This window comes from Bradyrhizobium sp. SZCCHNR1093, from assembly GCF_032381175.1.
Lineage (GTDB): Bacteria > Pseudomonadota > Alphaproteobacteria > Rhizobiales > Xanthobacteraceae > Bradyrhizobium.
The window spans coordinates 805480-818745 of record NZ_JAUHJJ010000002.1 but is presented as its reverse complement, the minus strand read 5'-3'; the positions used below and the strand labels follow the sequence as shown (position 1 = coordinate 818745).

13 protein-coding genes are annotated in these 13266 nt (G+C 66.2%); 12 read left to right on the top strand and 1 reads right to left on the bottom strand.

Annotated elements, in window-relative coordinates:
- The first annotated feature begins 2 nt into the window (after positions 1–2).
- Both QX070_RS09425 and QX070_RS09420 read left to right on the top strand, forming a co-directional pair.
- Positions 3–863: a 23S rRNA (adenine(2030)-N(6))-methyltransferase RlmJ gene (locus tag QX070_RS09425; RefSeq protein ID WP_315736607.1), complete on the top strand. Its 861-nt coding sequence runs from the start codon at positions 3–5 to the stop codon at positions 861–863.
- Between the two features lie 253 nt (positions 864–1116).
- Positions 1117–1332: a cold-shock protein gene (locus QX070_RS09420; RefSeq protein ID WP_006612991.1), complete on the top strand. Its 216-nt coding sequence runs from the start codon at positions 1117–1119 to the stop codon at positions 1330–1332.
- Positions 1333–1608: 276 nt separating this feature from the next.
- On the opposite strand, the gene QX070_RS09415 is transcribed toward QX070_RS09420, so the two are convergent.
- On the bottom strand, positions 1609–2244 hold the full coding sequence (locus QX070_RS09415; RefSeq protein ID WP_315736606.1) for a porin family protein: 636 nt from the start codon (positions 2242–2244) through the stop codon (positions 1609–1611).
- Between the two features lie 244 nt (positions 2245–2488).
- On the opposite strand from QX070_RS09415, the gene uvrC reads away from it, so the two are divergent.
- From uvrC to QX070_RS09365, 10 genes are all read left to right on the top strand, one after another.
- A complete protein-coding gene (uvrC, locus tag QX070_RS09410) occupies positions 2489–4552 on the top strand; it encodes an excinuclease ABC subunit UvrC (RefSeq protein WP_315736605.1) in 2064 nt (687 codons plus the stop codon).
- 295 nt (positions 4553–4847) lie between these two features.
- A complete protein-coding gene (locus tag QX070_RS09405; protein WP_315736604.1) occupies positions 4848–5183 on the top strand; it encodes a GIY-YIG nuclease family protein in 336 nt (111 codons plus the stop codon).
- Between the two features lie 255 nt (positions 5184–5438).
- Positions 5439–6074, top strand: a complete 636-nt coding sequence (gene pgsA, locus QX070_RS09400) for a CDP-diacylglycerol--glycerol-3-phosphate 3-phosphatidyltransferase (protein ID WP_315736603.1) — start codon at positions 5439–5441, stop codon at positions 6072–6074.
- A 2-nt stretch (positions 6075–6076) separates the two neighbouring features.
- On the top strand, positions 6077–6328 hold the full coding sequence (gene moaD / locus QX070_RS09395; RefSeq protein ID WP_315736602.1) for a molybdopterin converting factor subunit 1: 252 nt from the start codon (positions 6077–6079) through the stop codon (positions 6326–6328).
- A gap of 37 nt (positions 6329–6365) precedes the next feature.
- Complete coding sequence (locus tag QX070_RS09390) at positions 6366–6830, top strand: molybdenum cofactor biosynthesis protein MoaE (protein WP_315736601.1); 465 nt, start codon at positions 6366–6368, stop codon at positions 6828–6830.
- On the top strand, positions 6830–7795 hold the full coding sequence (gene prmB / locus QX070_RS09385) for a 50S ribosomal protein L3 N(5)-glutamine methyltransferase (RefSeq protein WP_315736600.1): 966 nt from the start codon (positions 6830–6832) through the stop codon (positions 7793–7795). The genes QX070_RS09390 and prmB overlap by 1 nt, the downstream gene beginning before the upstream one ends.
- 306 nt (positions 7796–8101) lie before the next feature.
- The gene (locus QX070_RS09380) at positions 8102–9445 is read left to right on the top strand and encodes an aspartate aminotransferase family protein (protein ID WP_315736599.1); all 1344 of its coding nucleotides are present in this window, start codon (positions 8102–8104) and stop codon (positions 9443–9445) included.
- Between the two features lie 453 nt (positions 9446–9898).
- Positions 9899–10459, top strand: a complete 561-nt coding sequence (locus tag QX070_RS09375) for a phage holin family protein (RefSeq protein ID WP_315736598.1) — start codon at positions 9899–9901, stop codon at positions 10457–10459.
- A gap of 346 nt (positions 10460–10805) precedes the next feature.
- Entirely contained in the window at positions 10806–12344 is a 1539-nt protein-coding gene (locus QX070_RS09370; RefSeq protein WP_315736597.1) for an EAL domain-containing protein, read from the top strand.
- A 15-nt stretch (positions 12345–12359) separates the two neighbouring features.
- On the top strand, positions 12360–13214 hold the full coding sequence (locus QX070_RS09365) for a TIGR01459 family HAD-type hydrolase (protein ID WP_315736596.1): 855 nt from the start codon (positions 12360–12362) through the stop codon (positions 13212–13214).
- Positions 13215–13266 lie beyond the last annotated feature (52 nt).

Here is a 13266-nt window from a genome sequence, read left to right as displayed (position 1 = left end):
GCATGAACTACCGACACGCCTTTCACGCCGGCGGCTTTGCCGACGTCATCAAGCACATCGTGCTGACGCGCATCCTGGTCTACCTCCAGGAGAAGCCCGCTGCGTTCCGGGTGATCGACACCCATGCCGGCGCAGGCCTGTACGATCTCACCGGCGACGAGGCCATCCGCAGTGGCGAGTTCCTCACCGGCATCGCTCGCGTGCTGCAGGCGCGCTTCTCCGAGCAGGCCTATGCACTCTTGTCGCCCTATCTCGACATCATCAGATCGTTCAATCCGAAGGCCGAGCTCGTCGCCTATCCCGGCTCGCCGCTGATCGCGCGCGCGCTGCTGCGGCCGCAGGACCGCATGACCCTGTGCGAGCTCGCGCCGATCCCCCGCAAGCAGCTGATCGATCAGTTGCGCCGCGACACCCAGGCCCGCGTCGTCGATCTCGACGGCTGGGTCGCCCTGCCCGCCTTCGTGCCGCCGAACGAGCGCCGGGGCGTGGTGCTGATTGATCCGGCGTTCGAGGCGAAGGATGAGTTCGAGCGGCTCGCGGACCGCTTTGCTGCGGCCTTCGCAAAGTGGACCACCGGTATCTACGTGCTCTGGTATCCCGCCAAGAACCGGCGTGCGACGGAAGAGCTGACCGATCGCGTCGCGGCGCTCGCGGCCGCGGCCAAGCCGCCGGGCAAGGTGCTGCGGATCGAGTTCAGTGTTGCGCCGCAGATCGAAGGCGAGGCGCTGACCTCGACCGGGCTGCTGATCGTCAACCCGCCCTGGACATTGCATGACGAGTTGAAGCTCATCCTGCAGGAACTGCAGAAGCCGCTCGGCCAGGGCGGCGCGGCGCGCTTCCGGATCGAATTCCCCAAAGCTTGAAACGGCGACTGGTCGAAAAGCCGTAGTCAATCGGCGCGGAACCGTATTATTGTGTCTGATTGTAAGACTGGCTTTACGTTCCGCTTCCGCGAATGGTTGCGGCGGGGTGATCAAGGCCTAACAAGATCCAGACGATCCGGCGTGGCGAGCGCTGGGCGTTAAGGTGGCCAACGCTTTCCGATCAAAGTGATGTCCGGTCGGACGCTGCGCAGAGCGCGCAGTGGAGGAAGCATTGCGGGGGAGGAGTTTCCCGATGGCCATGACTGGGACGGTCAAGTTCTTCAATGGTGAGCGCGGCTACGGCTTCATCAAGCCGGACGACGGTGGACGCGACGTGTTCGTGCACATCACGGCGGTGGAGCGCGCGGGCCTGAAGGATCTGACCGAGGGACAACGGATCAGCTTCGAGGTCGAGCCGGACAAGAAGGGCAAGGGCCCGAAGGCGGTGAACCTGGTCCTGTCGTCTTAGGGCGAGCCCACCAGGCGACGGTTCACGCACCAGCGTGAGACTGCAGCCGCGGGCGCCTCGACGGCACCTCATTCGTTCGTTTGGAAGCTGCCGGCAGCGCCGCCGGCTCGCGTGCACAGCATTGCCGGCTCGTACGTGCAGGCCGCGCGCGATGCTGCATACCTCCAGATTGCACGGAGCACTACGACAAAAGGGACTCCGACAAAAAAATCCCGGCCGCGCGAGCGGCCGGGAGGTTGTCGTTGGACGTTTCTTCTTCCTATTCCCTCGTTGCCATCAGAAGTGGAAGTTGATGCCTGCGCGCACAATTCCAAACCGATAGTCGTTCTTCGCCCCCGTGATCACGAAATTGCTGCTGTCGAGATCGACGTAGAGATACTCGATCTTGGCGGTCCAGTTCTGCGCCAGGCCGAACTCGGTGCCGGCACCGAGCGTCCAGCCCACCGTGGTGTGCGATTCCGAAAGACCGAAGGTCTCGGCGCGCAGGCCGCCAAAGGCGAGGCCGCCGGTGCCGTAGAACAGGATGTTGTTGAAGGCGTAGCCGGCGCGGCCGCGCAATGTGCCGAACCATGGGTTCGAGAACTTCCACGGCGCAAAGGTGTCGTTGGCGCCGGTCAGGTTGATATCGCCCTCGGCGCCGAACACCCATGGGCCGTTCTGCCAATTGTACCCCGCGGTCAGGCCGCCGGTGAGGCCGGACGGCTTGGTCGGGTTGTTGCCGACGGTGCCCCATTCGTAGCCCAGCGTGCCGCCGAGATAGGGGCCGGCCCAGCTATAGGCGTTGAGGGGCTGGCTCACGGTATAGGGCGCGCCGCGCCCATAGCCGAGATCGGCCGCCTGCGCCGAGACCGATCCGAGAGCCGCCGCGCCCAAGCCCGCCGCGGCGGCAGCACCGACCAAGAACCTGTTCATCGCTCACTCCACGCAACTCGCCGTCACCACCCGGAGCATGCGCCGCGCGACTGTGCCGCGCGGGCCGACGTGGTTACGGAACTCTCGCTTCTTTCGTGAGCTTTTATCGAGAGTTTTAGGTTAAGCCGTTGTTAAGCCGGGTTACCCGGCCATTAACGTGCTTAACGAAGCGTTACCGCCCTGCCCTGTGCATGGCGCCATCGCAAGCTGGCGAGGCGGCGCGGCAGCGCTTAATTTGTTGGACATGACCACCCACAGCTCCGACCCATCCAAGGCGCCGACGCCCCCGAGCCGGCGTGGCGCGGCCGACCTGCCGCCCGAGACCATCGACACGCCCGATCTCGATCCCGCCGCCTCGGCTGCGGACGAGGACGATGACGGCCGGCTGCCGGAGCTGGCCGAGGAGAGCCTGGAGGCGGTCGGCGAAGGCCCGCTCGCGATCGGCCACGCGGCGATCGAGAATGCCGTGCGGCTCGCGCCGACCTCGCCCGGCGTCTACCGCATGCTCAATACGGCCCATGACGTGCTCTATGTCGGCAAGGCCAAGAACGTCAAAAAGCGCCTGTCATCCTATGCGCGGGCCAACGCGCCGCTGCCGGCGCGCATCCTGCGCATGATCGCGGCCACCGTGACCGTCGAGATCATCTCGACCACGACCGAGACCGAGGCGCTGCTGCTCGAAGCTAACCTGATCAAGCAGCTCAAGCCGCGCTTCAACGTGCAACTGCGCGACGACAAGTCGTTCCCCTACATCCTGATCACCGGCGACCATTGGGCGCCGCAGATCCTCAAGCACCGCGGCGCGCAGTCCAGGCCGGGGCGCTATTTCGGTCCGTTCGCCTCGGCCGGCGCCGTCAACCGCACCATCACAGCGCTGCAGCGCGCCTTCCTGATCCGCTCCTGCACCGATTCGTTTTTCGAGAGCCGCACCCGCCCCTGCCTGTTGCACCAGATCCGCCGCTGCGCCGGGCCCTGCACCCAGGAGATCGACTTCCCCGGCTACACCGAGCTCGTGCGCGAGGCGACCGACTTCCTGTCCGGACGCAGTCAGGCCGTGAAGGCGCTCCTGGCGACCGAAATGGAGAAGGCGTCTGGCGAGCTCGAATTCGAGACTGCCGCTGTCTATCGCGACCGTCTCGCGGCGCTGTCGGCGATCTCCTCGCAGCAGGGCATCAACCCGCGCACCGTCGAGGAAGCCGACGTGTTCGCCATCCACCAGGAGGGCGGCTATTCCTGCGTCGAGGTGTTCTTCTTCCGCACCGGCCAGAACTGGGGCAACCGCGCCTACTTCCCGCGCGCGGAGAAGAGCTATCTGCCGGAGGAGGTGCTGTCGGCGTTCATCACGCAGTTCTACGACGACAAGCCGCCGCCGAAGCTGATCCTGCTGTCGCATGAGATCGAGGAAGCCGAGTTGCTCGCCGAGGCGCTGTGCGTCAAGGCCGGCCACAAGGTCGAGGTGTCCTGCCCGAAGCGCGGCGAGAAGAAGGACCTGGTCACCCATGCGCTGACCAATGCGCGCGAGGCGCTGGGCCGCAAGCTCGCCGACACCGCAACGCAAAGCCGGCTGCTGGAGGCGATGACCACAACGCTCGGCCTGCCGCAGGTCCCGAAGCGCATCGAGGTCTACGACAACAGCCACATCCAGGGCACCAACGCGGTCGGCGCGATGGTCGTCGCCGGCCCCGACGGCTTCATGAAGAACCAGTACCGCAAGTTCAACATCAAGTCGGAAGGTCTCACGCCCGGCGACGACTACGCCATGATGAAGGAGGTGCTGCAGCGCCGCTTCAAGCGGCTGGTGTCACCGTCGGAGAAGGATGTCGCACGCGCGGCCAAGGAGGACGACGTGCCGCAATGGCCCGACCTCGTCATCATCGACGGCGGCCGCGGCCAGCTCAATGCCGTCCGCGAGATCTTCACCGAGCTTGGCGTCACCAACGTCGCGCTGATGTCGGTCGCCAAGGGCCCCGATCGCGACGCCGGCCGCGAGACGCTGTTCATCCCGGAGCGGGAGGCGATCAAGCTCGAGCCGCGCGACCCCGTGCTGTATTTCATCCAGCGGCTGCGCGACGAGGCACATCGCTTCGTCATCGGCTCACATCGCAAGCTGCGCAAGAAGGACATCCGCGAGGCCGGCCTGCAGGAGATCCCCGGCATCGGTCCGTCGCGCAAGCGCGCGCTGCTGCACCATTTCGGCACGCTGAAGGAGATCGAGCGCGCCTCGATCGCCGACCTCGGCAAGGTGCCCGGCGTGAGCGCCGAGAGCGCGCGCAAGATTTTTGAATACTTCCACAGCAACGCGGGTTGAGGCTGCGGCCTCCCGATCCGGCGCAAGCCCGGCTCTCTCCGCCCGTTCATTTCGGGGAGCCCCCCCCCCCGCGAGCCCGGAATCCATACTCACATGGGGACGGGACCCGTTGTGGCGCTCATCCCCGCATCATCCAGACAATCGTGGTTATGGATTCCGGGCTCGCGCTACGCGCGCCCCGGAATGACGGAGCGGCCGGGCCCGCCGCCTCCCGACGGCGCTGCCAGCACGCAGAAAGTATTTTACCCGGATATAAATATCCGATATACGCCCGGGTGATAATCAGGAGCCCGTCATGACCCCCGACCAGCGCAAGGTGGCCGTCGCCGCCTACAAGGAGCGCAAGAGCCCTGCCGGCATCTTTGCCGTCACCTGCGCCGCCACCGGCGAGCGCTGGATCGGCTGCGCGCCGGATCTCGACAAGATCCAGAACCGGCTGTGGTTCACCCTGCGCCAGGGCGGCCACCGCCGCGGCGGGCTGCAGGCGGCGTGGACCGCCCACGGCCCTGACGCGTTCAGTCTTGAGGTGATCGAGACGTTCGATGAGGAGACGCTGGCCTATGTCCGCGACCGAGTGTTCGCGGAACGCCAGGCGCATTGGTGCGCGGTGCATGGCGCGGAGGCCATCTGAGGCTTCCTCTCAAACATTCGCCCGGCTGTCACCGCACTGCAATAAGGTCGCGGCCACGCGTCGCGGCCGCCGATCTGGGCACTGGCGCGACCGCGTCCGGTTGCTTAATGAAGCGTTGCGGCTCGCGTTGCCTCGCGCGCGAGAGTTCCTATCTCCGCAAGGCTTTGTTGCGATTTGCGTCATATCTGCGTCATCCTGTCCGGGCGGCTCGGCTCGAAGGTTGACGTTCGCACGGCATCAGTATTGGTACACGGGATGAATATTGCGACCACACGCGTGCCCAGCAAGACGTCGACGTCCCTGCCGAACATCCTGACCTATACGCGCATCGCCGCGATACCGGTCGTGGTCGGCTGCATCTACGCGCAGTCGGTCTGGATGTATCCTTTGTGGCTCCGCTGGGTCGCCGTTGCGGTGTTTATTGCGGCTGGGATCACCGACTACCTCGACGGTCATTTCGCGCGGATCTGGAACCAGCAATCGGCATTCGGCCGTATGCTCGACCCGATCGCCGACAAGCTTCTGGTTGCCTCCTGCCTGCTGATGCTGGCCGCCGACAGCACCATCCAGAACTGGTCGCTGTGGGCGGCCATTGTGATCCTGTGCCGCGAGATCCTGGTGTCGGGCCTGCGCGAATATCTCGCCGCGCTGCGCGTCTCGGTGCCGGTGACCAAGGTCGCCAAATGGAAGACCACGATGCAATTGGTGGCAATCGGCTTCCTGCTCGCGGGCGAGGCGGGCGATGCCGCGGTCGCCCAGGTCTCGACGGCCGTTGGCCCGATCGTGAGCGGGATCGGAATTTGGCTGCTCGGCTTGTCGGCGGTCTTCACCATCTACACCGGCTACGACTATTTCCGCGCCGGCATCCACCACCTCATCGAGGCAGACTAGCGATGAAGGTGAAGTATTTCGCCTGGGTGCGCGAGCGCATCGGCAAGGCCGAGGAGACCATCGAGCCGCCGGCGGATGTCCGCACGGTCAGCGAGCTGATCGCCTGGCTCAGCGCGCAGGGCGAGGACTACGCCTATGCGTTCGAAAAGCCCAAGGTGATCCGCACCGCCATCGACCAGACCCATGTGCAGCCGGATGCGGCCATCGCCGGCGCCCGCGAGATCGCGTTCTTCCCGCCGATGACCGGCGGCTGAGGCCGAGCGCCGGACCGGCAGACCAGGACACGGCATCATGACCGCGATCGTCACCGTCCGCGTGCAGCACGAGGATTTCGACACCGCCGCCGAGATCGCGGCGCTCAGCCATGGCCGCACCGACATCGGCGCCGTCGTCACCTTCTCCGGCCTGTGCCGCGGCAACGACCATGACACGCCGATCAGCGCGCTCACGCTCGAGCACTATCCCGGGATGGCGGAAGCGGAGATCATGCGCCATGCCGAACAGGCGATGACGCGCTGGCCGCTGCAGGGGCTGACCGTGATTCACCGCTTCGGCCGGATCCGGCCGGGCGAGAACATCGTGCTGGTGGTGACCGCGTCGAGCCACCGCCAGGCGGCGTTCGAGGCCGCGGAGTTCCTGATGGATTATCTCAAGACCAACGCGCCATTCTGGAAACGCGAGGAAACCGAGGACGGCGGCAGCTGGGTCGAGGCCAGGAGCCACGATGACGCCGCCGCAGCGCGCTGGACAAGGTGATGGCGAAGACGGTCAAGACGGCAGCGCCGCGCAAGGCGGCGGCACTGAGGCTGCCGAAGGTCAATGCGGGCGAGCTGGTGAGCCTGCTCGACTACCTGCGCTACGCCGTGAGCTGCTTCCAGAACGCCGATCTGGTGTTCGCGCACGGCACCACCGATCCGGTGTCCGAGGCCGCCTTCCTGATCGGCGAGGCGCTGCATCTGCGCCCCGATCAGTTCGAGACCTTCGTCACGGCCCGGGTCACCGCCGCCGAAGGCAAGACGATCCTCGACCTGATCTCGGCCCGAATCACCACGCGCAAGCCGGCGGCGTATCTGGTCAACAAGGTCTATATGCGCGGCCTGCCGTTCTATGTCGACGAGCGCGTCATCGTGCCGCGCTCGTTCATCGGCGAGCTGCTGGAGACGCATTTCGGTGGCGCCGAGGGCGACGGCACCTCGCTGATCGACGATCCCCTGGCGGTCGACAGCGTGCTCGACCTCTGCACCGGCTCCGGCTGCCTCGCCATCCTCGCGAGCCGCCACTTCCCGAATGCAGTCATCGACGCGGTCGACATCTCCAAGGATGCGCTCGCCGTCGCGGCGAAGAACGTCGCCGCCTACGATCTCTCCGGGCGCGTCTCGCTGCACCGCGGCGACCTGTTCGCCCCCCTCAGCCAGCGCCGCTACGATCTGATCATCACCAACCCGCCCTATGTTGATGCCGAGGGCATGGCCGGCTTGCCGCGGGAATGCCGCGCCGAGCCGGCGCTGGCCTTCGATGGCGGCGCTGATGGCCTCGACATCATCCATCGCATCCTCGGCCAGGCGCGCGACCACCTGACCGCCGAAGGCGGGCTGTTGTGCGAGGTCGGCCGCGACCGTCCGCAGATCGAGGCGGCGTATCCCGACCTGCCGCTGCTCTGGCTCGACACTGAGGACTCCGAGGGCGAGGTGTTCTGGATCACCGCGCGCGATCTCGTCTGAGACGCGGCTGCCTGAGGCACACCCGCGCGGTTGGCGCGAAATGACGCGGCGACTTCCAATATGCGGCACAATCTGCTGCTGCTGTGCAGAATCCGCTCACCAGGGCAGCAGGAACGCCGGACCTTTGACATTTCCGTCTGCGCGCGAAGCTGATAACTTGCAGCCGGCCCGGATCAGCGGCTGACAACGTCGGCGCACCCATTCAGGCCCATCAAGCACGATCCGTTTCGGCAAGCTTTTCTGGCACCGGTTCGCCACCTTTCCGGATCATGCTGCCGCCGTCGCACAACCGTCCGAGAGGTCCCCATGCTGGACAAGAGCCCCCGCCCCGCCGTCACCGTTCCGAATGATCTTGCCGCGCATTGGATGCCGTTCACCGCGAACCGCGCGTTCAAGAAGAACCCGCGCCTGCTCGCCGGTGCCAAGGACATGCACTACATCACCGTCGACGGCCGCAAGATCATCGATGCCGCCGCCGGCATGTGGTGCTGCAATGCCGGCCATGGCCGCAGCCAGATCGCCGAGGCGATCGGCAAGCAGGCCGCGGCGCTCGACTATGCGCCGCCGTTCCAGTTCGGCATTCCCCAGGCCTTCGAGCTGGCGAACCGCATCGCCGACCTCGCGCCCGCCGGCCTCGATCACGTGTTCTTCTGCAACTCCGGCTCGGAGGCGGCCGACACCGCGCTGAAGATGGCGCTGGCCTACCACCAGATCAACGGCCAGGGCAGCCGCACCCGCCTGATCGGCCGCGTCCGCGGCTATCACGGCGTCGGGTTCGGCGGCACCTCGGTCGGCGGCATCGTCAACAACCGCAAGCTGTTCGGCACCTTGCTGACCGGCGTCGACCACATCCCGGCCACCTATGACCGCGAGAAGCAGGCCTTCACCAAGGGCGAGCCGGAATACGGCGCGCACTTCGCCGATGAGCTCGAGAACCTCGTCAACCTGCACGGCGCCAACACCATCGCCGCCGTGATCGTCGAGCCGATGGCCGGCTCGACCGGCGTGATCCCGGCGCCGAAGGGCTATCTCAAGCGGCTGCGCGAGATCACCCAGAAGCACGGCATCCTGCTGATCTTCGACGAGGTCATCACCGGCTTCGGCCGCCTCGGCTACGCCTTCGCCGCCGAGCGCTATGGCGTGACGCCTGACCTTCTCACCTTCGCCAAGGGCGTCACCAATGGTGCGGCTCCGATGGGCGGCGTGCTGGTGCGTGACACCATCCATGACGCCTTCATGAGCGGCCCCGAGCACATGGTGGAGTTCACCCACGGCTACACCTACTCGGCGCATCCGATCGCCTGCGCGGCCGGCCTCGCCACGCTCGACATCTATCGCGACGACAAGCTGTTCGAGCACGCCCGCGTGATCGAGCCGAAATTCGCCGATGCGGTGATGTCGCTGAAGGGCCTGCCCAACGTGCTCGACATCCGCACCGTCGGTCTCACTGCGGGCATCGATCTCGCCTCGCTGCCGGACGCGGCCGGCAAGCGCGGCTACTCGGCGATGGAGACCGCTTTCCACGACAACGACCTGATGCTGCGCATCGCCGGCGACACGCTGGCGCTGACCCCGCCGCTGATCGTCAGCGAGGATCAGGTCGGCGAGATCATCGAGAAGGTCGGCAAGGTCATCAAGGCCGTCGCATAAGCCGCGCGCGGACATCGTCAGCCAACAAGAATGGCGGCCCCGGTGGCCGCCATTTCCTTATCTGGACTGCTTCCCAGCAGCGGTCATTCCAGGGCAATCGTCAACGCGGCCGCGCGTTGGCGATTGAACCCGGAATCTCGCGCTTGTTGGGAAGGGACGCAAGGCAATATCGGGATTCCTGGTTCAAGGCCTGCGGCCTTGCCCCGGAATGACGTTGGTTGGCATAGCTATTCATACGGTCTCGCTCTGGCTCCGCATCGGTCGTGCGCCGCCATCACCTTATGAAGTCCGCTCCTACCCGGCGTGTGGGAGAGCATCCCCGATCGCAAGTAGCTTGCCCTGCAAGGATTGCCGCAGAACGGCACGCCTGATTGCCGGGAACCTTCGCAAATCCTCCACGTTCATGTCGCGAGCCGGCGGTTTGCGCGGCGAACGGATTGTCGGAGGACGCGCATGCTTGCACCGCCAGGAGAGCTGTTGCGCTTGGGACTCGAGCAGAGGCTCAACCGCGTGAAGCGCGCGACCCAGTCTTACATACGTGATCGCGCGCGACAGGCCACCGGCACCGTGACGTCCTACGCCGTCGCGGCCGGGATGTTCGCCACTGCGGGCGTCTTCCTGATCGCCGCCTGCATTGTCGGGCTGACGGCGCTGTTCCGCTGGGTGGAAATGACCTACGGCCTGTTCACCGCGTTCGCGGTGGTCGGCGGCATCCTGGTCGCGCTGGCGGTGATCTGCGCGATCATCGCCGCGGTGAAGCTCCGCAGCCCGTCGCCGCATTATCCTTCACTCTCCAGCCGGCTGCGCGTGGCGATCGCCGCGCCGGTGGCCCAGGAACCCGATGCGGACGAGATCGATCCCGACACCATCCCCTTGGCTCCGTCATCGACGTCGCCGAATCACGCGAGCGGAGTTGCGGGCGCACTCGGACGGGTCAACGTGCCCGTCGGTGTCGCCGTTGCGGCACTGCTGCTCGGCGTGGCCGCCCTGCGCAGGCGTCACCGCAGCAAGTGAGCCTGCCCGGACAGCGACAGGCGCGGTTCGACGGACATCGAAGCATAACGGGCTCAGTTGAGCTGATCCGCGTCGGGATCGCTGCCGCTCCTGGAGCGCCTACATGCGCCGATCAGGCGAAGGGCGTCGCGAGCATGTCTAAAGATGTCTGGAATCCGCACGGCGCGTACTCCGGCGTTCTACGGACCCGCGACACTACGATGACACTCCGCTTGCCGAGCTGAACTTGCGTAAATGACACGCAGACGAGAAATCATCGGCGTCTCCCGGTATTTGAATCCCGCCCACTATCCTCGCGAATCAACAGAAGTGCTAAGGTTGCGTTCGGTTGGGAGCGCCGCGCAGCATGATCCGTATCTCCACGATTTTCATTGCCGTTTGTATGGTTCTGGTCGCGGCCTCGCTCGGCCTGATCCTGTATTCGGTGGCCGGTATCAGTGGCTCGGAATCGGCGATCGTCGCGCTCACCGCACTGACCTTCCTGATTCTCTACAACGCCGTGTCGATGCGACTGCGCGACCGCACCGATGTCGGCAGCCAGATCGCCGATCTGTCACGCGGCACCGCCGACCTCGCGCGCCAGGTCGCCGAGTTCGGCCGGCGGCTGTCGGCGGTCGAGGGACGCATCGTGTCGTCGAACTCGGTCAGCGCCGATCGCCTCCAGGGTGTGATCGGCGAGATCAATGAGCTCGGCGGACTGATGAAGCAGCTCGCCGTCACCGTGGCCCAGCACGAGGACCTGATCGCGGCCATCCCGCCGGCAACACCACCGGGAGCTGGGGCCAGCGCGGTTCGCGACGCCGATCGCCCGCTCCCGGCGACCGCTTCCTCCAGCGGCGCGCTCGAGATGAACGCGCTGCCGTCGAGCGGCGTCGAGCAGAAGGTGGCCGAGACCTCCGGCACGTTCAGCGCAGCACCGGCTGCCGCCCCCCTGCCGCCCAAACCGCAGGCCCCGGCGGTCACGGCCGTGCCGCGCAGCCAGCCGCAGATCCTCGCCGCCGTCAAAGGCGCGATCGAGGACAACCGCCTCGACATCTATCTGCAGCCGCTGGTAACGCTGCCGCAGCGCAAGGTGCGCTTCTACGAGGCCGTAACCAGGCTACGCGACGAGCGCGATCAGGTGGTCGCGGCCGAGGACTTCATCAGCATCGCGGAAGCCGCCGGCCTGGTCGGGCGCATCGACCACATGGTCCTGCTTCGCTGCGTCCAGGTGCTTCGCCGCCTGATGGTTCGCAACAAGGACGTCGGCATCTTCTGCAACATCTCCTCGGCCACCCTGAGCAGCCCTGCAAACTTTTCACAATGCCTCGATTTCCTCGAAGCCAATCGCGCTCTGGCGCCGTCCTTCGTGCTCGAATTCAAGCAGTCGACCTTTCGCAGCCTGGGCCCGACCGAGACCGAGCACCTCGCGGCCCTGGCGCAGCGCGGCTACCGCTTCTCGATCGACCACGTCACCGACCTCCGGTTCGAGCCGCGCGAGCTCGCTGATCGCGGTGTCCGCTTCATCAAGGTTCCGGCCGTGCTGCTGCTCGACCCCAAGCAGAGCTCGGCCTCGGACATTCATCCAACCGATCTCTCCGATCTGCTGGGCCGCTTCGGCATCGACCTGATCGCCGAGCGGATCGAAGGCGAGAACAGCGTCGTCGACCTGCTCGACTACGACGTCCGCTTCGGCCAGGGCTTCCTGTTCGCGCCGCCCCGCCCATTGCGACCGGAGGGCGCATCTGCTACCGGCGATGCCGCCGCCGGCCCATCGGGCGGGCAGGACATCAAGATTCAGGACCCCAATGCCGCCGGCACCACCTCTCTCGACGTGTCACACACCAACGCTCCGACGCGCAGCGGCAATGCCGCCCTCGCCCGCCGTGTCGCCGGCACCATCTGAGATCAGCCGCCTGCCATGACCGTTCTCCGCTTCGAAGAGCGGCTGCGCGATCTTGTCGGCCGCAAGCAGGTTTTGCTGAGCGACATCTGGGGCGTGGTCCATAACGGGCTGGAGTCCTTCCCCGACGCCTGCGACGCGCTGCACCACTTTCGCCGCCAGGGCGGTACGGTGATCCTGATCACCAACGCACCGCGGCCGGCCGATTCGGTCCAGCGCCAGTTGCGCAAGCTCGGCGTCGCCGACGAGGTCTACAGCGCCATCGTCTCCTCCGGCGATTTGACCCGCCACTACGTGGCCGATCATCCCGGCGGCAAGGTGTTCTGGCTCGGCCCCGAGCGCGACAATTCCATCCATCGCGGTCTCGACCTGGCGCTGTCGCCTCTCGAGGAAGCCTCCTACATCATCTGCACCGGCCTCTACGACGACGAGACCGAGACCGCCGAGGACTACCGGCCGATGCTGCTGCGCGCCCGCGAGCGCAGGCTGCCGCTGATCTGCGCCAATCCGGACATCGTGGTCGAGCGCGGCGACCGGCTGATCTATTGCGCCGGCGCCATCGCCGAGCTCTACCGCGAGCTCGGCGGCGAGGTGATCTTCTACGGCAAGCCGCACCGGCCGATCTACGAGCGCGCCATGATGCTGGCCGAGCAGCACGCCGGCCGGCCGGTGGCGCGCGAGGAGGTGCTCGCGATCGGCGATTCCGTGCGCACCGATCTCGCCGGCGCGCACGGCTTCGGCATCGACTGCCTATTCGTGACCCGCGGCATCCATTCCGAGGAGTTCGCCGGCGTCGAGCAGCTCGACCCGGCCTCGGTCAAGGAGCTGTTCGGCCACCCGCCCCGCGCGCTGATGCGCGAATTGAAGTGGTGAACGGATCCTGAAACGAAAAACGCCCGGCCGAGTGCCGGGCGTCTGTCCTGTG